18 protein-coding genes are annotated in these 25563 nt (G+C 40.2%); 2 read left to right on the top strand and 16 right to left on the bottom strand.

The features are described 5' to 3' along the window. Positions 1–131: 131 nt before the first annotated feature. The 4 genes from KV40_RS16235 to KV40_RS36710 all read right to left on the bottom strand — a co-directional run bounded on the left by KV40_RS16235 (position 132) and on the right by KV40_RS36710 (position 6727). Positions 132–1190 carry a Fe(3+) ABC transporter substrate-binding protein gene (locus tag KV40_RS16235; protein WP_036483593.1) on the bottom strand — a complete coding sequence of 353 codons (1059 nt, stop codon included), beginning with the start codon at positions 1188–1190 and terminating at the stop codon, positions 132–134. 456 nt (positions 1191–1646) lie between these two features. Then, on the bottom strand, positions 1647–2225 hold the full coding sequence (locus KV40_RS16230; RefSeq protein WP_036483591.1) for a DUF421 domain-containing protein: 579 nt from the start codon (positions 2223–2225) through the stop codon (positions 1647–1649). Between the two features lie 27 nt (positions 2226–2252). After that, on the bottom strand, positions 2253–3305 hold the full coding sequence (locus KV40_RS16225; protein WP_036483588.1) for an ion channel: 1053 nt from the start codon (positions 3303–3305) through the stop codon (positions 2253–2255). 314 nt (positions 3306–3619) lie between these two features. After that, positions 3620–6727, bottom strand: a complete 3108-nt coding sequence (locus KV40_RS36710) for a hypothetical protein (RefSeq protein WP_036483586.1) — start codon at positions 6725–6727, stop codon at positions 3620–3622. Between the two features lie 264 nt (positions 6728–6991). Between KV40_RS36710 and KV40_RS16215 the strand changes: the two genes are divergently transcribed. Further along, positions 6992–8179: an aspartate aminotransferase gene (locus tag KV40_RS16215; protein WP_036483579.1), complete on the top strand. Its 1188-nt coding sequence runs from the start codon at positions 6992–6994 to the stop codon at positions 8177–8179. A 37-nt stretch (positions 8180–8216) separates the two neighbouring features. Next, positions 8217–9314, top strand: a complete 1098-nt coding sequence (locus KV40_RS16210) for a hypothetical protein (RefSeq protein ID WP_036483576.1) — start codon at positions 8217–8219, stop codon at positions 9312–9314. Positions 9315–9345: 31 nt separating this feature from the next. Here KV40_RS16210 and KV40_RS16205 read toward each other — a convergent pair whose 3' ends face one another. The 12 genes from KV40_RS16205 to KV40_RS16150 form a co-directional block, all read right to left on the bottom strand. Further along, complete coding sequence (locus KV40_RS16205; protein WP_036483573.1) at positions 9346–10308, bottom strand: sulfotransferase family protein; 963 nt, start codon at positions 10306–10308, stop codon at positions 9346–9348. Positions 10309–10354: 46 nt separating this feature from the next. Beyond that, positions 10355–11785: a hypothetical protein gene (locus KV40_RS16200; protein WP_052055689.1), complete on the bottom strand. Its 1431-nt coding sequence runs from the start codon at positions 11783–11785 to the stop codon at positions 10355–10357. A 175-nt stretch (positions 11786–11960) separates the two neighbouring features. Further along, on the bottom strand, positions 11961–13124 hold the full coding sequence (locus tag KV40_RS16195) for a glycosyltransferase family 4 protein (protein ID WP_052055688.1): 1164 nt from the start codon (positions 13122–13124) through the stop codon (positions 11961–11963). Positions 13125–13149: 25 nt separating this feature from the next. Next, positions 13150–14028, bottom strand: a complete 879-nt coding sequence (locus KV40_RS16190; protein WP_036483570.1) for a sulfotransferase domain-containing protein — start codon at positions 14026–14028, stop codon at positions 13150–13152. Between the two features lie 61 nt (positions 14029–14089). After that, a complete protein-coding gene (locus KV40_RS16185) occupies positions 14090–14947 on the bottom strand; it encodes a sulfotransferase domain-containing protein (RefSeq protein WP_036483567.1) in 858 nt (285 codons plus the stop codon). A gap of 33 nt (positions 14948–14980) precedes the next feature. Beyond that, positions 14981–16021 carry a glycosyltransferase gene (locus KV40_RS16180; protein ID WP_052055687.1) on the bottom strand — a complete coding sequence of 347 codons (1041 nt, stop codon included), beginning with the start codon at positions 16019–16021 and terminating at the stop codon, positions 14981–14983. Between the two features lie 189 nt (positions 16022–16210). Next, positions 16211–17263 carry a glycosyltransferase family 2 protein gene (locus tag KV40_RS16175; RefSeq protein WP_036483564.1) on the bottom strand — a complete coding sequence of 351 codons (1053 nt, stop codon included), beginning with the start codon at positions 17261–17263 and terminating at the stop codon, positions 16211–16213. A gap of 50 nt (positions 17264–17313) precedes the next feature. Continuing rightward, the gene (locus KV40_RS16170; protein WP_253274282.1) at positions 17314–18633 is read right to left on the bottom strand and encodes a glycosyltransferase; all 1320 of its coding nucleotides are present in this window, start codon (positions 18631–18633) and stop codon (positions 17314–17316) included. Between the two features lie 203 nt (positions 18634–18836). Further along, positions 18837–20687 carry a heterocyst formation ABC transporter subunit HepA gene (gene hepA, locus KV40_RS16165; protein ID WP_036483558.1) on the bottom strand — a complete coding sequence of 617 codons (1851 nt, stop codon included), beginning with the start codon at positions 20685–20687 and terminating at the stop codon, positions 18837–18839. Positions 20688–20708: 21 nt separating this feature from the next. Next, the gene (gene hepC, locus KV40_RS16160) at positions 20709–21650 is read right to left on the bottom strand and encodes a heterocyst development glycosyltransferase HepC (RefSeq protein WP_036483556.1); all 942 of its coding nucleotides are present in this window, start codon (positions 21648–21650) and stop codon (positions 20709–20711) included. Positions 21651–21673: 23 nt separating this feature from the next. Then, entirely contained in the window at positions 21674–23863 is a 2190-nt protein-coding gene (locus KV40_RS16155; RefSeq protein WP_036483553.1) for a polysaccharide biosynthesis tyrosine autokinase, read from the bottom strand. Then, positions 23863–25014: a glycosyltransferase gene (locus KV40_RS16150; RefSeq protein WP_036483550.1), complete on the bottom strand. Its 1152-nt coding sequence runs from the start codon at positions 25012–25014 to the stop codon at positions 23863–23865. Before KV40_RS16150 ends, KV40_RS16155 begins: the two co-directional genes overlap by 1 nt. Between the last annotated feature and the right edge of the window lie 549 nt (positions 25015–25563).

Below are 25563 nucleotides of genomic sequence, written 5' to 3'. Positions count from 1 at the left end.
CTTTATTAAGCGAATCAGCGATTGGCTTTGCCGCCCTTCCCTAAAAACTCAGTTTAGCAATAGAAGATTAATTTAATTGGCGATTTTCTCTCTATTACTAGCTACAGGAATTGTGCGTTTTTTTGCTTTGTTTATTTCCACCCAGCGCGATCCATGATTCTAACAGCCTCGGCGTTATTTTCCCCGTATGCCGATACGTTGACCGTATCTTCTTTAAATTCGCCAAAGCTAGCTACAACATCGGAAATCGGCGTTCCTGCTACTACAGGGTACTCGTTATTACCGAGCGCAAAGAACTCTTGAGCGGAAGGACTGGCAAGATATTCTAAAAAAGCGATCGCTGTTTCGCGGTTGGGTGCATTTTGGGTTACGCCGCCACCGCTAATATTGACGTGAGTTCCCCTGCCGTTTTGATTGGGAAAGAATACCTTGACGCGATCGAAAATTTCTGGGTTGTCGGCATAGCGGGGTAAATAATAGGTATTGGCGAGGGTAAGATCGATCTCTCCTGCTGCTGTTGCTTCAATCTGCGATGTATCGTTACCTTGAGGCGGACGGGCAAAATTAGCGACAAATCCCCGACACCATTCTTCTGTAGCTTCTGCACCTAAAACTTCAATCAATCCTGCTACTAAAGATTGGTTATAGATGTTGCTAGAGGAGCGAACGCCAATTCTACCCTGCCACTGAGGATCGGCTAGTGCTTCATAAGTTGATAGATTGGTAGGATCGACTTGCTCTGGGTTGTACATTATTACCCGCGCCCTTTTGCTAAAGCCAAACCAGAGATTATCGGGATGACGTAAGTTTTCGGGAATTTTGCTAGTTAAAATTTCAGACTCTATCGGTGCAAAAATGTTAGCTTGTTCTGCTCGCCACAACCGCCCTGCATCGACAGTAATCAAAATATCGGCTGGACTGTTTGCCCCTTCACTGTTAATGCGTTCGATTAGTTCGTCGGCATTGCCTTCGATGAGGTTGATTCTCACTCCATTTTGCTGGGCAAAATCGCCATATAATTTATCGTCTGTATTGTAATGACGAGAGGAATAAATATTTAGTTCTTTAGTGGTTTGTTGGACATTGGCATTTTCATTAGGTTCTTCTGAGACTCGTTTGACTTGACCACAGGCAACCGCTAGAGTTGCCGTACCCGCACCCAGAAAGAAACGTCGCGAAAACTTATTCATAACTGTTATCGAGGGAAAAAATAAATTTTTGTATAGAATTTTACTATGCAGATTTTATATAATACAGCTTTTGAAAGTAATTCTCAATAAATTTCTAGCTTGAAACCAAAATATTTGAGACTTTTATCGCGGCAAGTGGTTTGATAACAATCTTAAAACGATAAAATAACCATCACTTACTTTCTAGCTTAAAACTTTTTGCCCTCAAGACAAATTATAATATTTTTCAATAAACAGCAAAACTTCTCAATGAGCAATGAGCAATGAGCAATGAATTTTGACTGCTGAGTTTAAGGTTAGTAAATGAAAAATTGTTCACTGTTCGCTGTTCGCTATTCATTGATGAATACTTACGAACAATCTAATTAACTCGTCCTAACCAATAAACTTACTGCGATAAATAGATGAAAGAAAGAAGGATGAAAAACTTCTTCTTTCTTCATCAAAAGATCGCATCTAACCATCGATCTCGATACGAACTTTTTGTACTCCAGGCTCTACGTCAAATTCAACTATTTTAGGCTCACCAGATTTGGTATTGAGACTAACCTGACCGTCACTTTCTAAGCGAGCAATTTCAACTTGTTCGATGCGATCGCTTTTAGCTTTAAGACGCAAAATCGATTGTAAATCTTGTTGGGTAATATGACTTTGCCTAATTGCTTTTTGGCATATTTGACCGTCTCTAATTATGACTCGCGATCGCCCTTTGATATACTTATCCAAACTAGGAAAATAATAAGCCAGGGAAGCGAATAGCCAGTGCATTGCTACCAAGACAAAACCCGCTCCAATTGAAGAAAAAAAAGCCGAGGAGCCATTGATAGCGCGACTGAGGGTAGAGCCTAAGATAATTCCCAAAACCACATCAATGGCGGCAAATTTACCAATAAAACGGCGATCGCCGCCAATTCTAACCATAACCAAAGCAGCAATATAAATTATTATTGCTCTTAGTCCCATCTGCCAAATATTTAACTTCTGGGCATCTAAACCCAAAGCCAGATTAACCCAATTATCCGATGACTCAAACATATTTGTTCTCTTCAGCCTAATGTTACATTATTGGTAAGATTTTTCATCATCCAAATTTTTTGCCCTGTTAGTAGTCTTGCTAGAGGCTATCGCTTCCCAAGTCCAGCCATCGTTGCGTATTAGAGCGAGTAAAAACCGCCGTCTTTTATTTACATACTTAATAGATCTTAAAAACTCAGCATCACTAAAGGTTGGAATGCCTGCCGCTCTTAGTAAATCCAAAGATGGCAAGGGCGGTTCGTCTACTGTAGGTTTGACATAGGCAGACTTAAGAGTATTGTTAAAGGCAGCAACAGAACGACGAGCCGTATCGAGAGCGGCAGGATCGAATTGACAATAATCGGCTATACCATAACGTAATAGGGTTAAAGCTTCATCTAATGCTACCAGACTCAAGGCAGTAGAGCGCGATCGCTCGCGACTGTGGAAATAGTGCAAAATTGGATAAGTTAAATGCTGCTCTCCTAGTTTTGCCACCATTGGAGCTATAGCAATCAGATGCTGGTCTAACTGACCAAAATCTTTACCGTTCCAAGCTCTAGTTAAAATTTCGTCTCCCGTACCGCCGAGAGAAGCAATGTAAACCGCAAAGGCGCGTTTTTGAGTGGCTGCCGATACAACGGGAAACAAATAGGCAATAGAGAGGGTGACGAGAAAAAAACCATTTGCTGCCGCTAATGCGGTAAATACATTCCAAATTATGCCATCGGGTCGATAATCTCCCCTGCCTAAAGTAGTAAGGGTATAAGCCGTAAAATAAATCCGCTCTAAAATACTGGCTGGCATTTTGTCAGTGGTATTAATAATGGCATTATTAAAAGAGCAAAATACCAAAGACCATCCCGTTAAGGTTAAAAGGTTCCAAATGACGACAATCTTAGCTAAGAGCATCCAACCAATACTTGCCAAGATGCGATGACGAAAATTTTGGTTGTTAATTTTCAGAGCCAATTGCCATACTTTAGTTGAGATTCTACTGGTAAGAGGTCCTCCCCCACCTACAGTCAGGGTAGTAATCAAGACATCAAAAGTAACGGCGACTAGAATTACTAGTCCTAAAAGGAGCGTAAAAACTGACATTAGGTTAGCAATAGATACAACAACTTGCCAAAATCAAACAGGCATTGAATGTTCGGCAAATGTTTCTATAGCTAGTATTATGTATCGTTCTCAATCTATTTATCTGTCTAGAGACTTATAATATCAATCTGGTTTTTAACTAATACACATTATTTATCTTGAAGTTATTAACTATTAGCTTTAAGAAATACTTCCAGCTTTATCCATATTTTCTAATTTCAAAAAAAATGCAGAAGGTAACTTAAGTTACCTCCTGCAGTAATAATCATGTGATTATTATGTGATTGTTTGAGCCTGTCTTAACGGTAATAACTCTAACCAGCTACAGATAATGCTCCACCCAAAGCCGAAGCAATTCCCGAGATCAGGGCGGTAAAAAATAACCACCAGGAAGCTGCGGCGGCTGCTTTGCGACTGGCATCTACCTGATGTTGTGCCTGTTCTTTGGCTAACTCCAAGCGTCTTTGAGCTTCGTACTGAATGCGTTCGGCTCGTTGCAAGGCGCGATCGCGAGTTCGTTCGATGCGGCTGACGATGCGTTCGGCATCGGCTTGAGAGACATCCTCGCGAGAACTCATTACGGCAATTAAAGTATCGCGGTCTAGTTGACCAAAGCGGTCTTTAAGTGCGTCAAAACCTGCCTGGGGATCGTCAAACAAGACTTTAACATCGCGTTCGATGCCGTCATAGTTGAGTTCGGGACGGTTTAAGCCATTAAGATAAGCACGGATTTTTGCCAAAATGCGATCGACTATGGATTGAACTCTTTCTTGTATGGCTTGTAATTGACCCAGAACGCGATCGCGTACTGCCAGAATTTGGTCTACAACTCGGTTAACGTCTTCTTCTGAGATATCATCTCGCTGAGAGAGTAGTGCTACCAAAGTAGAGCGATCGAACTGAGAGAGTCTTTCCTGCAAACTTTCCATTCCCGCACGCGGATCGTTGAGTAGTAGCTCGACATCTCGCTGAATACCTTCGGGATTGAGTTCGTCTTTATCGGTAGAACGCAGATATTCGGCGATGGAAGTTTGGAAATCTTCAACCTGCTGCTGAGTACGAACTGCCAGGCGACGGGGAAGCTTGGCTAGAGAGCGCAGATTGTACTGGACTTCATCAATGACTTCATTGACTTCTGCTTCGCTGAGATCGTTGCGTTGAGTTAGTAGTTTTACTAAAGTATCGCGATCCATTGCCGCTACACGCTGGCGTATGGCTTTAGCTCCTAGTTGGGGATCTTCAAACAATAGGGATAAATCGCGCTTGATGCCACGAGGATTGAGTTCGGCTTTGCCAGTGCTGCGTAAATAATCGGCGATCGCAGTTTCGGCGCGAGTATACTGCTCTTGAGCTTTTCCTGCCAGCATTTGCGGAGCATAACGCACCTGAAACCAAACTTTTTCTACGGAATCGAGTATTTCTTCGATTTGCTCCTGGCTCAAGTCTTCTCGTTGAGATAGCAACTGTACTAAAGTTTGGCGATCGAATCTAGACAATCTAGCTTTTAACGCTGAAGCACCAGCGTGGGGATCTTTAAGTAATAAGCTGAGTTCGCGTTCGATTGCCTGGGGGTTTAGTTCGCCTCTACCAGTATCCCTTAGATAGGACTCAACTTTAACCCACTGTCGTTCGGTTTTTGCTTGAGTTTGTCCGAGAGTTTGATGAAAATCTTGCAAGACGCGATCGCGAATCCTTTCTAACTCTCCCGCTACTGTAGAAACTTCGATGGCATCCATATCGCCACGCATTTCCAACATCCGCTCGAAAGTAGGACGATCTAGCTGTCTGAGACGGGTTTCAATTTGTTCTTTACTGGCATCAGTATCTTCCAAAATTGGTCTGAAGTTAATTTCTAACTTTTCTGGAGATAGTTCTGCTTTAGAAGCGGTAGTGATATAAGTTTCCGCTTCGGCAATCAGAGCGATTGTTTTTTCTCGTTCGGCTGCGGCTTCGGCAGTTGCCAAAACTTCCAAACGAATGGCATCGAGCAAGTTAGCTTTAGTTATAATTTGCTCTTTGGTTAATAAGCCTTTTTGCTCTAGCAGCTCTACAAAATCAGAACGATGCAGCCGTCTCAACTCATTGGCTACGACTTCGGGGTCGGCATCAACGTCATAAATCAAATCGCGAAATTGCAAATTGAGATTAGACTGATTTAACTGCCAGGGATAAGCGTTGAGTATATAGTTTTTGATGTCAGATTTAATAGTGCTTTTGGTAGGTTCGATAACCCCTACCTGCATTGCTGCCTTTCTGGTCTGTACGCCTAAATGATCTCCTAGTATCTGTAAACGCTCGACAATACTATCTACATCTATATCCGATAGATCGGTTCTACCCATCACCATACCAATTAAGCTATTCATGCCGAGGCTAGCACTTTGGGCTATGGGACTAGTGGATTTAGCCTGACGGTTGCGTCGTAATTCATCAATTAGGCGATCTAGTTTATCGTTGAGATCGCCTCCCGTAAGCTGCTCTCTAGTAGCAGATTTTAAGTAATTGCCCAAATCGCTTAAGGGATTGCCAGAACTTGAAGGTAGTTTGTTGAGGCTTTTTTGCCATACGCCTTCCATTTTGGCGGCGATGCGTCGGGCATCTTGTTTGGAAATATCGCTACGCTCGCTGATTAAATCGATAAAGGTGTTGCGATCGATATTTCTCAAACTCTCGCTGTTGGCAATTTCCTGTAGATTTTCATCGTCTAATAACGCCTCGAAATCTGTAGCAATTTGTTGCAAATTCAAATCGGGGCTTCTTACCGAGCGCAAAAAATCTTCGACATTCTCACGCATTTCTACAGGATCTATTGCCATTCCTAATTCTTTACGTACGGCAGCAGCAGCGGCTTCTGCGGTATTAACTATTTGATTGCCAGCAGTAGCAGCACCAAGCGCAGAGGTAGCAGTGCCAATAATTGACTGCAATCCAGAACTAGCAGTACTTACTATCGAACCCAAAAAAGAACCTACAGCAGTGGAACTCAACCAGACCATCAACGAAAAGAAAGTTGCCCAGATTACTAAGCCGACAATTGCTCCTGAAACTGCCGATTCAAACAAACTTAATTTAACCGCAAAGGTACAGGCTAGAAATAATGCCAGGGTTACGCTGATTAAAGTAGCTATACCCAAGGCTACGCCGATCTTTCTAACAGTTTTACCTAGATTACTCGAACTCGAATCGCTGTTATCGTGGGATTTTCCTCCTAGCGAAGAAACCAAAGCCGCAACGCCAAAATTAGTAAACAATAATTGAAAGGCAAAAGCTAACATAACTCCTGCTACTAAAGCAGCAAAAAAGTTAGGTCCGCTATTAGCCAAAGCTACATCTTCTAATATTTCTCCCGATGGTTCGATTTCTACGCCAGGAGCTTGTGCCAGCCACCAAACCGCACCTACAAAATCGGTATTGTGTATCATAATCTTTCTTTCCTGCTCATCGAAGTGGACTGCAATTTTAGAGTGTACGATATTAGGCTAAAATATCAAATCTTTAAAGTTAGAGAGTCCAACTGTTGCAAATTAGCATAGGTAATGCCTTTGGTTAGATCATCCTGCTTAAGACAGGTTGCAGTTATTAAATTAGATATTTATTACATTAATTATTAAGCGTAAACTTTCTTGACAAAAATCCCAAGCAAAATGCAACAATAGGATGCTATGTAAACTGCATTGCGCCAAATAATGAATTTAGATCGGATAAGCCGTGCCAAACGTCTTCACCAACTACCACCTTACGTATTTGCTCGTTTAGATGAGTTAAAAGCTAATGCCCGCGAACGAGGGCTAGATTTAATCGATTTGGGTATGGGTAATCCCGACGGGGCTGCTCCACAACCCGTAATTGACGCAGCAGTCTCTGCCTTACAGAATCCTCGCAATCATGGCTATCCACCTTTTGAGGGTACGGCTAGTTTTCGGACGGCAATTGCTAATTGGTATTACCGCAGTTATGGAGTCGAACTCAATCCCGAACGCGAAGCTTTACCGTTAATTGGCTCGAAAGAAGGTTTGACTCATTTGGCTCTGGCTTATGTCGATCCTGGCGATATAGTTTTAGTACCCACTCCGGCATATCCCGCTCATTTTAGAGGTCCTTTAATTGCGGGTGGTGAGATTTATCCTTTGCAGCTACAGGCAGAACGAGATTGGCTGATTGACTTAGATGCTATTCCCGAAGATATTGCCCAAAAAGCCAAAATTCTCTATTTTAACTACCCTAATAATCCTACTACCGCAACCGCACCCCCAGAATTTTTTGAAGAAATCGTGGCTTTTGCCTATCATTACGACATAATGCTAGTTCACGATCTCTGCTATGCCGAACTGGCTTTTGACGGTTATCAACCGACTTCTTTATTAGAAATACCTGGAGCGAAAGAAATTGGGGTTGAGTTTCATACTCTTTCTAAGACTTATAATATGGCAGGCTGGCGAGTAGGTTTTGTAGTTGGTAATTCTGATATCATTCAGGGTTTGCGGACGCTAAAAACCAATCTCGACTACGGTATTTTTTCGGCAATTCAAAAAGCAGCAGAAACGGCTTTGCAGCTACCAGATACCTATATCAAACAAGTACAGCAACGTTACAGTCAACGCCGAGATTTTCTGGTTAATGGCTTGAGAGAGTTGGGTTGGGAAATCGAACCGTCTGAGGCTACTATGTATCTTTGGGTAAAAGTTCCCCCGGGGACGAGTTCTACTGATTTTGCTCTCGATGTCTTTAAAAATACTGCGGTGGTTGTTACTCCAGGTAATGCTTTTGGTGAAGCTGGTGAGGGTTATGTCAGAATTAGTTTGATTGCCGAATGCGATCGCCTGGGTGAAGTTTTGCGGCGCTTTAAGCAAGCAGAAATTTTTTACAATAAATAATTATTAACTCGGCTGTTTACCTCCCTAACTATAAATAATGTCTCAACTATTTGGTATCTTCGCTTTGCTGCCTGGCTATTTAATCTTTCTGACAGTATTTTTAGTAATTTTACCCACAATAGCCGCTATTATTTTGCGCTACTGTCTGTATAATAATTTACATCGCTCGGAAATAGAAGCGAGAAGATTGCTAGGGAGCAGCGAACCAGAATTTGCACCGAGAATAATAGTTAGACTGGAACAAAGACTACAAACTATCAATTGCGATCGCGAACAAATTAATACACCAGCAATTGTCGAAGGGGCATATAGTCGAGAAAGATTCGATCTTTTTGGCTTGTCGTTAAACTACGAAGCTGTCGATAATTTCTGTCGCATACTGCCCAACTTGTTGCTTTCTTTTGGTTTGCTGGGAACTTTTTTGGGCATTACGATTAATTTAGCCAGCCTCAGTCAAACTATTACGCAAGTCGATCTAGACAATGTTAGAAGTTTGGTCGATGAATTAGATCGACCCTTACAGGGAATGGGAATTGCATTTATCAGCAGCTTAATTGCGATCGCCTGTAGTGCTTTGCTGTCGGTAATCAACATAATCTGGAATACTAAAATTGCCAGAGCCAGTCTGCTCAGTGTTATTGAAGACTATATAGATAATATCTATCTACCTCAACTTCAACCGCAAAATGGTATGGAGTCAGCTATAGACCGCTTTAGCCATAATTTTGAAGTAATGCTGGGAAATCTCAGCCATACTATCGAAAACTCAATCGCCAAGTCTTTTCGCAAAGTAGAAACCAGTGCCGATGCTTTTGAACGTGCGGCTAATATATTCGATAGCAGTCGATTTCCCGAAAAATTATCAACCGCTACTAACGAACTGGCGATCGCTCAAAATCAGTTTTCTCAATCTTCTTTAGTTTTGCAGCGTTCTACTCAATCGTTCGAGCATAGTTTTGATGCGATGCACCAGCTAACTCGCAAGTTTGTGACTTTAAACGAACGAGTTAACGACATCGAGCGTAAGTATACAAATTTAGTTAATTTAAGTCAGGAAAGAGCGAGCGACGAATCTAGTTTGAGACAAATCCAACAGGAACTAACTGAGTTGATTGCTAAAATGCAGCAGCTATAAGACAAAGTTGCTTTCTATCTCGGTAGCATACTCAATCAAGGAGGAAACTAGAGCGATCGTAAACCTGCAAGGCAATATCTTCCACGATTTCAAAGATTTGTCTTCTCTCTGTTAGAGATATGGACTCGATACTAGTTTTAAAAATGTCAGCACTATTTCTTTTAAAGTCTTGAACTTTACCTTTTCTAGCTTTAGCAGAACTATTACCAGTAGTCAGTTGGAGAATTTTGTTTTCGATCCCTTGCGACCAGGGCAAATCTAGTTTGTCGTAGAGATTTTTGAATACTGCAACCGATGACTGACTCAATTCTTCATGGGTAAAAACCAGCCAGCCTGGGTACTGGCTCGCCTGCGCCAACAGCACTTTATAACTAGCACGCCAGTATGCTGCTGCTTCCAGCACCCAATTGTCATATTTACCTTTAATAAAGTCTCGTTCGTCGGCAAAATAGTCCTCGATTAACTGTGGTTGATCGTTAATCTCTTCAAGTTTGGGATGCCAGTTTACTCGTTTGAGACTGGCAATAAAAGATATGGGATGTTTGATAACGATTACTGGTTTGACTGCAAAGTGACGATATAAATACTCCGTTGCTAAATTACCAGTAGGATCTTTGATTACTGCTGCTCGATGGAAAATATTCGGCTTTGCCAGACGCAAATAAAAAGGACCTCTGCTACCGAAGACTTGCTTGATAACTCTGGTATGTATGGGATTGCTCGGTGGATACCAGGTTCTAAGCTGGAGATCGTAGCTAAAAATAGATTTAGTCAGAGTATGAAACTGCCGCATTTCTGCCGTACTCAAACTAGGCTCGACGTAGCGATACCATTTGGTCATTCCAGGAATGCCGCAGAGAGGATTAAAAGGTTCGTGTATGTAATCTACCTGTAAGGGAAGACTGAGAATTTTGCCGACAAATGTAGTGCCGCTTCTAATTACACCCGTTACATAAATCCAGTTTTCAATTTTATCGACTGCTAACTTAAACATTGACTGCGAAAATTTGGGTTGGTTTAAAGTAAATTTTGTTTGTCCTCTAAGAACGTGTGGTTGTCGGTATTGCCGATTTTAATTGAAATAAATAATATTTCTGGCTCGCCAAACTAATGCCGATAAAACTCCAGAAAAACAAGCCTACTGCCGAAGTAAAAATAAAATTAAAGCCTATTTGAGCCAAAATTCCCAGGCTTATCGCTCTAGAGGCAATACCAAAAGAGTCGGCTTTGTTGTTTGGCTCGTAAAATAATTTGATTAGTAATAAACCGATTCCGCAAATTAGAGGAATAACTCCTAACCAACCAAAAATAAACAGCGTTGGTAAAATAGCACCGTCTTTCTCTCCAAAACCAGGTAAATCTATTTTGTATCCCAACCCTTTGCCAACTACTTCGGTAATTGCCGAATTAAATAAATCTTGATAGGCAGATAATCTGGTATTCAAACTGCTGTCGCCTTCGGCATCAGTTAGAGTTGTCAAACGCGAGACAATAGTATCGGAAAAAGGTTCGATATTAATCAAGGGAAGTACTACTAGCAAAATTAAAGTAATACCAATAATTATTTTAATTTGTTTGCTAGATTTAGCAGAAGATATAGTTACTAAAAGTCCTAGCAGCCAACCCATCCAGGCGGCTCTAGCTCTCGACAATAAAAGTGTCAGGTAGCCTAGAGCGTTAGCTGGTAAAAACCAAAGGTTGGCTTTAGTACCGATTAAAAGTAGCGTCCCTGCCATCATTGCTGTAGCAAAAGCTTGAGGAGAACCCATCGAACTCATAACTCTAATGCCAAACGGCTCTGCTATACCAAAAGATTGAACTTCGGCTTGCTCGAACCAAAATTGCTCCCAGGGAGGAGCAATAAAAAATTGGATTATTCCATACAGTCCCATAGCAATTACCCCCCACAAAAAGCTTTGCTTGATGACGCTGCGATATTGAGGGTAATGTTTCCAATTTACGTATAAATAAAATCCAAAACTAACGGGACAAAACCAATCTAAAAAATTAACTATCGCTGTATCTAATGGTTGTTGGATAATGCCGATTAGAAAACCATAAACTATAGCACCGAAACAAATGATAAACGGTAAATTTTGCCTGTAGTTACGTATTTTGGGCAATTCTCGAACTAACGTATAGCAAGAAACCAGAGTGACTAAAGTAGCAGCAAAATCCCAAGGACCTGGTGTTAAATAGCCGCTTTGGTAGTCAATTAGGCGACGAATCAACGAACCAAAAAATGCTATCCAAAAAGTAAAGCCAATATACAGGGCTGGGGCGCGAAAATAGAGAAAAGTGGCGACAGCCAGAGAACCGAGGGGAAATAGCAAAATCAGCAATTTGCCCAAGCCAGCTAGCAGCAACAGAGATAAAAAAACCGTAAAGCCGATAATTACTTTCCAGCCTAGTGACTCTCCTGAAGATAGGCTGGATTTTTTTTTCCGTTGCTTACTAATCAAACGTGGCATAAGGACAATAAATAAGTTTGAACGAAAGATTTAACAAGCTGCTAGTACCGTTAAAGTCAAAAGTCAAAAGGCAAAAGGCAAAAGGCAAAAGGCAAAAGGCAAAAGGTTTTCAAGTTTTTTGAACAGTTACTTTACTTACGCCATAGTCTGCTAGCCAACTGACTCTTGAAGTTTATCAACGATTGACCTCCTGATTTTGCTTTGCTTGTAGCTGCTGTTGATATACAGACAAACTTTGTCTGGCAATATGATTCCAGCTATATTGTTGGGCGGTTGCATGGGCGTTCTGCCGCAAGCTTTCTAAAAAGTTGCGATCGCCGATCGCTCGCTCTATGGCTCGCTCTAAGCTGGCGCGATCGCGCAAAGGTACGACAATGGCATCGTAACCATCTCTGACTGTTTCTAAGGCTGCTGGATGAGCCGTAGTTATGGGTGCCAAACCACACGCCATCGCTTCAATTAAAGACAGAGAAAAACCCTCAGAAAGGGTGGGAAACAGTTTGATTTGATGTCCTCGCAGTAGAGAGGGTAGAGCTTCATGACTGTAACGAGGTATTACCGTAATGCGATCGCGCACCGCAGGATCGAAGTCGGCATAAACAGGCTCGACTCCAGGGCATTCCCGACACTCCGTACCGAGAAAAGTCATCTTGACGTGGGGATATTTTAGCAGAATGCTGTTAATTGCTGGCGAACCATATTCAATTCCTTTTCGGGGAATATAAGTACCTATTTGCGCGATTTGTATGGTGTCATTTTGATTTTTAGATAGAGGTTCGAGAGGCAAGTTGAGAAAAGTTTCGGGAATTCCATTAGCTACCACACGAATATTTTGAGTTTTAAGTCCTAAATTATTAACGACGTATTCTCGCTCTTGCTGATTGAGTAAATAGACTAAATCGGCACGCTTTAAAGAGGTGGCTATTTCTGAAAGGTAAATACTGCCACGATATAAAGGATATTTCCAACTCAAGCGGCTTTTTCCCATGCGGGCATCTTGAAGAAGCTGTTCGTGTAGTAAGTGTTCTAACCCATGACTTCTCGTAACCAATAGCGGACGATTGCTGCTGAACTTTTGCCCGACTTTTACCCAAAACCAGATATCCCCCGTAGAAGCATCGACTACATCTAAACCAGTTATTGATGCAATACGGTTGGCGACAAATTCGGGAAACAAAACTCTTTTGACCAGACGATGCATTTTCTTAGGCAGATCGTTCATAGAAAAGTAATGTACTTCATGACCCAGCTTTTGGTATTCTTTTCCTAGTTTGACGATACTTCCCGCAGCCCCAGAGTTGGGTTCAAATTTTTCATGAATGGTCAGTAAAATTTTCATGACCTAAGATTATAATTATTAGTCACTATTTTTCTAATGCGGGTGTTTTGAGATTTAAACCCCACCGAGAAATATCGAATCCATAAGTTTGGTTGAGGCTTCTTAAATCTGCTGCTAATTCTCGCACAATATAGTCTTTTTGTTCTTGAGAAAGAGTGAAGTTGTTATGAGTTTTTCCGCCTAACAAATTATGAAGAGGCTGTTTATAACTAGAGGGAATTTGCCTGAGCAGACGATGAATTTTGGCTTTCATCGGTATATTTAGACCATACCAATTAACTCTAATTTTTTTGTTGCCACCGTCATTATAAATACTATTTAAATTTTGAAATTGATAATCTGAATCTATCTCTAAAAACTGACAGACTTTTTGCATTAAATTTAGAGGATTCTGTTTGAGGTCGTCAAAATTTAACAGTAAAATATTCTCACTAGAAAATCTTTGGTAATATTCTGCTATTTGCTTGGCATATTTAGAAGTATCTAGTATTTCTTTATCGAGTGCCTGCGTGGTGCGATCGGGATTTTTTTTGGTTTTATAGGCTATGCCATGAGCATAATGTGATTCTATTCTATCTATAGGATTTCTAAGAATATAAATAAACTTAAACTTAGCCCTATCTTTATATTTAGCTATATTCTCGGCAGAATTCATCACGTCGGTCAAACTAGTTCTGGTATAGTTTACCGATGCTTCTACTGCTATTTTGTGTGTATCCGATCGCCAATTCCACAAACTTTGATAATAGTCAAATCCTTTATTGAAATTACTTTGATAGGCAAAAAAATTTGGTTCTTTATAATTACAGGGAGCTGCTTGAGGGTGCTGTGCCAAATAATTAAATAGACTGGTAGTACCACCCTTCATCGTACCTATAATTAAAGCGAAATTATCGACTGTCATTTTTTAAATACGCTATTATATAAAGTTTTTGCATTACTAAAGTTAAATTAAACGTTTAAAATTATAGATTCCATTGAGAAATATCAAAACCATATTGCGATCGCAGCTGTTCTAAATCCGTTTGTAGTTCGCTTAAAACTAATTTTTTTTGTTCTGGTGATAATTTTATAGGTTCGCTTACTTGACGACCAAAACAACTGCGAAATATTTTTTTGGTTTTTATAGGAATTGAATCGCTAATCGCTCTTACATAGTCAGTTCTCCTGATTTTATACCAGCCTGGTAATTTTATGGTCGTTCTTGTCTTACCACGATTGTGAACTGTGTTTAACTCTTCAAAGTCATAATTATCATCTATTTCTAAAAATTGACAGATTTTTTTCAAAATTGATTCTGGCTGTTGTTTTAAATCTACAAAATCTAAGAGCAGAATGCTTTCACTAGAAAATCTTTGATAATATTCCTCGATCTGCATGGCATATTTTGTAGTTTCTAATACTTCGCGATTAACTTCTTCAGTGGGATCGTGTTTGGTTTCACCATATCCCCAGGCACGACCGTGAGTATAATGAGATTCAATTCTATCTATAGGATTTCTGAGAATATAAATAAATTTAAATTTAATTTTGTTGTTGATACTGTAGCGATAAATATTTTCTGCTGCCCTGACATAGTAAGGATGAGTCGCTCTGGTATAAGAAGTAGAAGCTTCCAAAGCAATTTTATGTACGGTAGGATCGTAATTCCACAAACTCTGATAGTAGTCGTAACCTAGAGCCAATTTAGCTTGCTCGGAAAAAAAACTTGGCTCTTTCTCTATACAGGGTGAAATCTGAGGATGCTTGGCTAAATAATTGAACAGACTTGTAGTCCCACCCTTCATAGTGCCTATAATTAAAGCGAAATTGTCTATCTGCATTGTATTATCAAAATTTTGTAGCGATCGCTAAAATTAATAATTTAATTTTCTAAGATTTATCCAATTTTTTTTTGCTGTATGCAAACCATAATCTTTTTCTTTATGGTGGCGAATAAAATTTAAATGTTTTATATATTTATAAACTATACCTGCTGGTATAAATCCTAAAAATTTATGGAGAATTTTGTATATCTTGGCACCGCTTTTAAGCATCGAACTATCGGGATTAAAATCAGGATTGAGAGCAATAGTCTTTTGCAACAGCATGCGATACTGCTTGCGATCGAGATAAATACAGCCAAACAACGCTACTCTAAAACAGGCTTGTGCTAGAGCTTTTTTATATTTCTCTGTTAGTTTATCGAGTTTTATTAGTTTTTTTTCTGCTTTTTTGATTACCATTAAACGATGATTCCAGAGTTTAGTCTTGTCGGCAGAAATCTTAGAATCGCTGTGATAGTATCTATATACTGTGTAGCAGTCGGGCTGATAGCTAAATTTAACTTCATTTATTGCTAGATTTAGAAAAAAATCTATGTCTTGAGCTGCTTGAAGATTTTCATCCCATCCTTCGCTATTAGTTATTACCTGTCGCTCGATCAATGGACTTGCTGTTTGAATAAAATACTCAAAAGAGAGTAGAAACTCGAGAATATTATCGTGAGACCTGCATATTTGCAGTTCGCTAAAAGAACTAGTTCCATCAGCGGCACAATACTCGCAGATGACATTACCATATACCAGATCTGCATCCGTATTTTCTAAAAAGCGAATCTGCTTTTCAATTTTCTCGGGTAATAGATAATCATCAGCATCTAAATACTGAATATATTTGCCCTTTGACAAAGCAAAGCCTCGATTTCTAGCATAGTTGGCACCTCTATTGCGTCCATTCTCCCAAATAACTTTATCTCCATAGCTTTTGATAATTTCTAAAGAATTATCGGTAGAACCATCGTCAATAACAATAATTTCTATATTTGGATAAGTTTGATTTAAGCAACTATCGATTGCCGCTCTAATCCATTTACTTTTGTTATAACAAGGTATAAGTACCGATACTAATTGGTTCATGTTGTTCTGTTTGTATAATTACCAAATTCGTCATCGACTTTTTGGTTATTAATTTTACTTTTTAGACAATCATAAACAGCGGTTAGATAAACCTGTTTTGGTTGTTGTCTGTCAGCAAACTTAAATTCATTGCTTCTGTTCCCCAAAGATAACTGCTATTTTTGATTGCATAAAGTTAAAGTTCTAATTTTAAACTCGTTCGAGAGTTTTTGGAGTTTGTCGTGCTGCAAATGCCAACTTCTGGCGATGATTCAGTTGTTGGCGAGCGTGACGATAGGTAAGATAGGGATTTAAAATATTTTTGTCTAATAATCTGAAAATTTTACCCAAATATTTGGGATTTAAACCCAGGCTCAAACGACGGCTGAGAGGAGAAATAATTTGTTCTCTTCGCCGCCATCCTAGCTTTTTGTATTTGGATTTGAAATAACCATCTGTTTCTAAGTCCCATTTTTGTCGTAAATGTTCCAAACTATTGACTGTCCAGGCGTTACTCCAACGAAGCATAAAATAATGAATGTCGCTTAATTCCAAACTGCCTTGAACGTAAGTCATTATCGAGTCTGGTTCAAAATAAACGGTTTCTCCTGCTGCAGTTACTAACATACAAAAATCGAGATGTTCTTTAGTATTAAGCATAGCTTCATCAAAAGTACCAATTTGCTCGAAAATTTTAGTACGCACTAACATACAGTGAAATTCCGTAAGTTCGGTAGGCATCCGCTTCAGTTGTGGTCTAACTTCAGCAACTTTTTGACCTTGTTTGTACATTTTTTCACGGATATGCTGTTTGCCGTTTACATCAGTGACAATATGAGATTCGCCTCCAGCAAAATGAACTATTTCATGTAGCGGTTTATTTTGACACATTAAAGGTCCGACAACTGCGGCTCCTGTTTCTTCAGCACAGTTGACCAGTGGCTGTAGCCAATTCGGGGTTAAAATTACGTCATTATCTATAAAAACTACGTACTTTGTTTTTACGTAGCTCAAACCTAAGTTTCGTGCCTTGTTGGGAGCGAGATAGCAGTCGGTTCGCACTAATTGAAAGTTTTTAACTCGTGCTTGAGTCTGAAGATAGTTGGCAACTTTGGTTGGTGAATTACCATCTACGTAGACTAGATCGAAGGGAATTTTGGTATGCTCGTAAATGCTTTCTAAAGAGTCTTGGGTACAGCTAAAACGTTCGCGAGGAACTACAACGATAGTTACTTGGGGTTGATTTTCTAAAGATATAGACATAGTTTTCTAGTTATTAGTTTGTCGGCTGTTAATGTTTAATCAAACTGAGGTTATGCTGTTATCAAATGTTCGAGCTTGGACTGAGACTTTTTCAATGCCAATTGCTCATAGATTTTTACTAGCTCGTCGTTAAGCTTTTCAATGTCATATTTTGCTTCGACACGGGCGCGACCAGCTTTTCCCATTGACAACCATTCTTGGGGATGTTCGATCGAATACTCAATTTTTTCCATTAGTGCCTCTACATCTCGTTCGGGAACCAGAAAACCAGATACGCCATGCTCTACAAGTTCGGGAATGCCGCCATGTTCGGTACTGACTACTGGTAATCCTATTGCCATTGCCTCTTTTAAAGTATTAACTGGAGCATCACTATCGCCGCTGTTCGCCCTGACACAGGGAGCGAGAAACAAATCGGATTTGGCGAGCAGCGCAATAATTTCCTCTTGATGTTTGGCTCCCAACAATTTTACAATGTGTCCAACTTGAAGTTCTTCAATTAACCTTTGTAAAGACTTTCGTAAAGGACCGTCGCCAACAATCTTGTATTCGAGGTTGTGGTAGGTTGCTGCCAGTTTAGCTACAGCTTTAATGCCATATTCAATGCCTTTTTTTTCTACCAAACGCCCCACTGTAATCAAACGAATTTTACCATCAGAAGCTATACGAGAAGGTCTATAGGCAAATTTCTGGCAGTCTATTCCCGAACCGTGAACGATAATTTTTTGGGGGTTACAGCCCAACTCGATCGCCCGTTGTTTAAAAAACTCGCAGTTAGCCATAAAAAAATCTCCTTCAACAAACAAACGGTCGTAAATTTGGCTGCCTTGTTGTTCGATTAGAGAACTGACATCAAAACCCCGAAAGGTAGTTACCAAAGTTCCTTGAAGTAAACCACAGTCGCGGTAGATTAGAGCTAGACTACCTAAAAGACCAAACTGACAATGTATTATATCGTATTGGCGATCGCTAAGTAGCCCAATTGCTTGATAAAACAAGCGTAGAGAATAAGCAGCTCTACCATATTTAAAAAAGTTAAGAGTGGGCAGACAAGTCCAGGAACCTCGGTAAAAATAAACAAAAAATAATCCTATTGCTTTCAAAATTCGCCAGAGATAGTTGACTGGCAATGAAGGTGAATAATGGGTCTGCTCCAACAAACGATACTTTTTTATAATGGGATGAATGCGCTCTAAGTCGTCTTCTCGATGAAAAATACCGATAGGATGGATGTGAACTTCGTGACCCCGCTCGATCGCACCGACAATTTGATTGACTATAAAAGTCTGAGATAGAACGGGAAAAGATTCGACAATATAGGCAATTTTCATAGATTGGTGTAATTTAGGATGAAAGTGCCACGAGGACATTCATTTAGGTTTTAACTAAAGTTGCACTGCTTAAAATAAAACTCAAATATGACCAAAAAGTGACGGGTTTCGAGCCAAGAAAATCTAACTAAAATAACGTAATGGCTCGCTTATAACTTTCATTTGCTATATTGCCGATCGGTTGTAGGCAGATTAGTTCGCTTGTTACTACCGCTTTGACTAATTAATTCTATAATCCTGGCTTAGGTTAGTTCGTGCTGCATCTGATGATACTTCCACAGTTTGCCTCGCTGCTGCAACAACTCTTCATAGGTACCTTGCTCGACAATATGACCTTGTTCGAGTACGACTACTTTGTCTGCTTTGACAATAGTAGAGAGTCGATGAGCGATGGCAATAACGGTTCGATCTTGAGAAAGTTTTTCTAAAGATTCTTGAATTAGCCTTTCGGTGACGGAGTCTAAAGCACTAGTTGCCTCGTCGAGAATTAAAATTTCGGGATCGCGTAATAAAGCACGAGCAATGGCAAGGCGCTGCCTTTGTCCTCCCGATAACCGCACGCCGCGATCTCCTAGTATGGTATTGAATCCTTCAGGTAGTGACTGAATAAATGACCAGGCATTAGACTGTTTTGCTGCTTGAATAATTTTGAGTTCGTCAATATCTTCTAACCCATAGGCAATGTTGTATCTTACTGTGTTGTTAAAAATAAAGGTTTCTTGGCTGACTACTGCCATGCGGCGACGCAAAGAATTGATTTCTAACCGACGCAGATTTACACCATCAATCAGTATTTCGCCGCTAGTGGGATCGTAAAATCTGGGAATTAAATCTGCTAAAGTACTCTTACCAGCACCAGAAGACCCTACTAAAGCAGTAGTTTTTCCCTTTTCAATAGACAGGGTGATATTTTTAAGCACTAAATCTTCTTCTGGTTGGTAACTAAAATCGACAGAAATAAAGTCGATACCTTGTTTTAAACCAGAAAACTGGATTTTTCCATCTTGCAGATAAGGTTTGTCGTCGGTTCTCAGCAGTTGTTTGAGGTGTTCGATGGTGCCTCGAAAACGATTGAGATTTTCTCTCTTAGCATTTATTTGAGATACCAAAGGCATCATCCGAAACAAAACAAACATAAACGTTAGTAGCGAAGCCGCTTTAAATTCGCCTCCAACAATAAATAAATTGAATGCCACGATAACCATAATAATCAAAATCGTGCTGGCTACCCCTTCTGCTATTGGCTGTACCGATGACGAGATCCCAGCAACTTTGTCTTCAGCTTCAATAATGTTTCTACTGGCTCGCACAAATCTTCTTCGTTCGTAATCTTGAGTTGCCGAAGCTTTAACAGTACGAATGCCGTTAATAAATTCAATCGCAACTGAGGTTAGTTTGCCGTTAGCTTGGGGAACGGCAAAACTAGCTTCGCGTACTCTGGCAATTAGCTTGGACAAACCTACAGACAACAAAAAATAAAACATTAAAGCGGTTATTGTCAGTTGCCAGGAAATCCAAAACATAGATACTACGTAAGCTAGCATCGTCGAGCTACGAGTAATCAACATTGAATAGATCTCGATCGCTTGTTTTAGCTGATTGATTTCATTAGTGATGCTATTGATTAATTCTCCCGAACGACTGCTGGAATAATAGCTCAGGCTCAAACTTTGAAACTGGTCGAAAAGACGCTGGCGAATGCGATCGCATAAATTAGATTGAGAAAGCCTGAGATTATAAGTTCCAAAATATAGGAGTGCAGATCTAAACCATACTGTTACCAGGATCAGTGCCGACAGACGATAAATTCGCGCTGCTGCGGTTGCTTCAGTTGCCAAAATCCGAACGTCAAACCATTCGATCCCCGTTTGAATTGGGGGTTCGTTGGGATTGGTCAATCCCTGTAAGAAAGAGGCAATTAAACCTACCGTACCTCCTTCAAAAATTGCTGCTAGCAAAGTACAGGTCAACGCCAGAATAGCAATTTTCCGAAAATGTTTGAGTTCGCGGACAATTATATAGTTATCTCGCCAAAATTCAGTGGCTTTTACTAAATTACGTAATAACAAGGGAAATTTCAAGCTTCTTTGCATCCTCATACAGTACGATCCCAATTAATAAGCACCAAAACCAGAAAAAACTCTAGGTACGGTTAGCAATAATATTTTTAAATCTCTTTTTAAAGTCCAGCTTTGCAAATACTCTAAATCGCATTTGGTGACGGCTTCCAATTCTAGTAAATTAGAGCGGCTTTCTACTTGCCATGCTCCCGTAATTCCTGGCAGTACATTGAGTCTCTCTTTTTTCGTTTCTCCCAGACGTAAAGCATCATATAGTGCCCAGGGACGAGGTCCTACCAAACTAAGTTCCCCTTTAAGTACGTTTAATAGTTGGGGCAGTTCATCGAGACTATATTTACGCAGAACCCGACCGACGGTGGTAACGCGGGGATCGTCTTCTCGCTTGTGCAATCCTTGCTGCGCGCTCATAATTTGATGGTGCTGTCGTTCGGCATCGATTACCATCGTGCGAAACTTATAAATTTGAAACAGTTTGCCCCTTCTACCTACTCGCCACTGACGAAAGAAAATAGGTCCTGGGGAAGAAATGGCGATCGCTGCGGCAACTGCTAGCAGAATGGGACTGAGTATTAGTAATAAAACTGCCGCGCCACACCAGTCCATCATTCTTTTAAATCGCCAATAAACGCTTTTTTGATTTTGAAGAATTTTAGGACAGGAGGGTATACGTAAAAAAATCTGTTTCTTAGTAGCCAGACAAGCATCAGCCCAAATTTTAATGCCCATCTCACCTAGTTTGGAATCAACACAAACTCGATCTATAGGCGAGCGTTTCAGACACTCTTTTAACCACTGTTGGCGTTTTAGAGCGGGCAAAGTGAAGCGATGGCGACTTTTGCTGGTTATTTTTTCGACCCACAGCTTTTTCTTGCGCCATTTCAGGCTACAGGGTGGCAAATCACCGTTAGTTTCCTGGCTGGGAGCTAGGTCGAGATTTAATACTTTAGAGGTGGTTAGCAAAATATTGTCAGTCACGATCGATTTTCTCCACAAATTATTTAAACTGTTTCGGGAAATAAATAGCGTTTTTTGTTTTTATACTGTTTGACTACCTCTTTTGAATCATTAGCAATTACGCCAATGACGTTTAATTTATCGAGCAAACCAACCGCCTGCAATAATTCCGAAGCTTTTACCTGATTGAGACGAGTCATCAAGATCGTTCCATCACAGCAGGAGGCTACTTTAATTGCATCGGCCATACCTATAGCTGGCGGTGTATCGATCAAAATTAAGTCGTAAATCTCTTCATAGTTGCGAATTAACTGTTTAAATTTAGAGGAGTTTAATAATTTAACTGGGTCGGAACTTATCGCTCCCGAAGTCAATACATCTATTCTTTCGTCTGCTAGAGTTACTTGGTTTATATTAGGAACTATTGTCTGTCCGATTAAAAAATCAGATAGCCCACTTTGATTATCGAGGCGAAACTTTTGGTGTATGGTCGGGCAGCGTAGGTCGCCGTCGATAATTAAAACTCGATTGTGATGGCGAGCGACGCTCATAGCCAAACCGACAACTAAAGTAGATTTGCCTTCTCCTTCTGAAGGACTGGTTACGGCTATAGATTTATACGAGGAATCGTAGCCAATTAATTGAATATTTTCGTAAATCAAATCGAGAGATTCGCGAAATGGGGGCCAATGAATAATCTCATCAAATTCGACCGAGCGAGAGAGCAAAAACGGTAGTTTGACTGTAAACGGATCGTCTGCTGGCGGTAACAAGCTGGGAGCAGTACCTAAAATAGGCAAATCGATTCGCTCTTGAAGTTGTTCGTAACTGTAAATGCGATCGTCTAAAGCTTCTCTAAAGAATGCCGCAACTCCTCCTAAAAAAGTAGCTACAATACCGCAAATAAGAATTTTTTGTGTGGTACTCGGTCCTGTCTCCTCTCCTAATCTTGGTGGCTCGACTATTTGCCAGTTAAAGCCTCCGCGGTCGATCTCTATGCCTAATTCCTGTTTGGCTGTAAGCAGTCTTTGTAGAGTATCTCTTTTGGTTTGCAGATCTTGGGCTAAGTTAGCATATTGAGCGATTATATCGGGGAACTGGTTGAGTTGTTGTCTGAGCTTTTGCTCGGTTTTAGCCAGAGCGCGATCGCGCTCTGACAACGCTGCTAAATCGGCTTTAGCTTGAGTTAGGGTTTGAATTAATTCCGTGTCGGAATCGACTGTTTGTTGCTGGGGTAAGATTGCTGGCAACGAGCCTGGAGTAGCCGTTCCCAAAATTCTTTCGGCTTCCTGTCTTAGTTGAGTCTGGGTGCTATCTCGGCGCTCGATTAATTCTCGAACGATGGGATTATCTTCGGTAAACCTATTTCTTTCTGCTGCTAATTGGGTTTCAATTTCCTGCAGGCGATCGAACAACAGTTGGTATGTAGAAGACTGGCTGAGGCGAGAGGCGGTATCGGCGTTATTGGCAGACAAACCAAATACACCCTGTAGCTGGTCTACACGTCCTTTTGTAGCTTGGTACTCCGCACTAATCGACGCTCTTTGCTGTTCGATATTGTTAAGCATCTCTGCCATAGTTGTGGCTTCTTTGTCTGGAGCGATCAAATTGTAGCGAGTTCGTAACTGCTTTAATTCAGCTTCAGCCCGATCGATAGTCTCTCGCGCTTCGGGAATTTGTTTGTCGATAAAACTCAAGCCTTCTTGCAAACGCTTATCTTGCTGGGCTAAATTGTAATCGAGATATACTTCCTTTAGCGCTTCTAATACTCTTTGAGTTTTTTCTGGATCTTCATCCGAATAGGCGACTTCAAAAATTTTGGTTTCGGTATCTTCTCCTTCGTCTTCTTTCTCGACAAGCCGATCTAGAAGCAGAGATTTCTTAATGGTTTCTACGTCTATATCTGGATATGTAGCATGTAGTTTTTCTACTGCCTGCTGAATCAATTCCGAGCTACGCATCAAATTTAACTGGGTAGCATAGTCAATCTGAATATCAGAATCGGCAAAAGTTTGCTCGGCATCTCTGGTATTGCTGTTGCCCTGGTAGTTGGGTTCGACCAAAAGCTGCATGTAGCTTTCGTAACTTGGTGCTTTACTTAAAGTTAGAGGGATTGCTACTGCCAAGACTGTGCCAAAAACTCCAGCAAACCAATATCGCCGTCGCCAGAGGATTTGTAACAGTTTTCCATAGCCTAAATCTCCTCGCTCTTCTTCCCAGTTAACTCGCTCCATTAATTTACCTCCACCAAAGCGCGATCGCTTTCTAAATCCAAGTTTAGTTCTATACTATCGATTACAGATTTACCGCAAAATTCTTCTATTGTTTGTCTGACTTGTTTGAAAAAAACTGCTTCGGAAAAATTATTGACGGCATGAGCGCGAATTTGATGATAATCCCACTGTTGTTGTTCTGCCATAAACAAGGCTGTTTGAAGTGCTTCGGGAGATTGCGGTTTAAATAAAATTCCCGTTTCTTTATGTACCTGGGTATCGAGAACTCCTCCCGCACCGTAAGCTACTACTGGCGTACCGCTGGCATTTGATTCAATCGGAACTAAGCCATAATCTTCCAGGGCAGTAATTACCACAGCTTTGGCTTTTGCCATCAAATGCGTGCGCCATTCGTCGTTCACAAAGCCGAGAAATTTTATATTGTCGAGAGCTTTGGCTTCAAGGCGTTTGCGCTCTGGACCATCACCAATAATTACCAAAGGTAGCCCCAACCAGTTAAAGGCTTCAATGGCGATATCCAAACGCTTGTAACTTATCATTCTGGAGGAAATAAGATAAAAGTCTTCCTTGCAGTCAGAAAAAATGAATTTTTTGGTATCTATAGGATAGTTGATTACCAGCGATTTTCGTGAATAGACTTTTTCTATGCGTTTGGCTACTGTTGAAGAATTTGCTATATACAAATCTGGTTCTTGAGAATAGATTAAATCTGCCTGACGCAAGGATTGTAATACGGGTTCGAGCGCTTTAGAATACTTTTTCAGTCCTCCATACTCCTCTAAATAGGTACGTGTGTCCCACAAAAAGCGAGTTATGTTATGACAAAAACAGATGTGCATCGCTCCCGGTTTTTTTCTAACTGCTTTAGCAAAGCTAGAGGTACTGCTAATGATTAAGTCGTAGTCTTGCAAATCTAAAAAGCGAAATGCAGGATAAAACAAAGGAGCAAATAGCCGAAAGCGTTTTCTAGTACCTGGAACTTGCTGTAAAAAAGTTGTATTGATTTGGCGATCGCCTAAGTCTACAGTTTTCGACGCATGATATACGGAAGTGTAAATATCTGCCCGATCGAAATATTTACACAGTAATTCAAATACCCTCTCTGCACCGCCTCTCTGAGTTAGATAATCATGTACTAAAGCTACTTTCATCTATAAATCTCGACTTAAAATTTCGTATTAGTAACACAATTTAAAAGCAAGTCGAGTCCTCCACGCAGTTGATAAAATTAACAAAATATCTTCTCTCAAACCAAAGTTTTAGAGCGGTTTAATCGTTGTAGACCAAATTTTACTCAGTATCATAGTTAACTAGTGCCTTAATGGCAAGTAAATTTACCGATCGACTCTCGGTAAATATATCTAACAAAACTTTAAAACAGCAGTATTTATAAGTAACTATAAAGTAACTTTTTAGTCATTGCCTATAGGCAAGCAGTTTGTAGTTTTTTTGAAATAAATAATATATGTAGTAATAGCTTCAATAATCATGGCAAACACCTGCTATAATAAGCGGTCGATCTCAATCGACGCGATCGCTTTTAATTTAATGATGTGTAAATCTGATTAAAATATAATACTTAAATAAATATACTTGAAGAGTATAAAGAGTATAAGTATACCTAAGATATATTTACGTACTCGTATTTTTATTTAGTATTGTTTAATAACTCTTGAGTAACTTAAAAAAAATTAAATGTA

It is taken from the genome of Myxosarcina sp. GI1, from assembly GCF_000756305.1.
Classification (GTDB): domain Bacteria; phylum Cyanobacteriota; class Cyanobacteriia; order Cyanobacteriales; family Xenococcaceae; genus Myxosarcina.
This window is presented reverse-complemented; position numbering and strand designations above follow the sequence as displayed.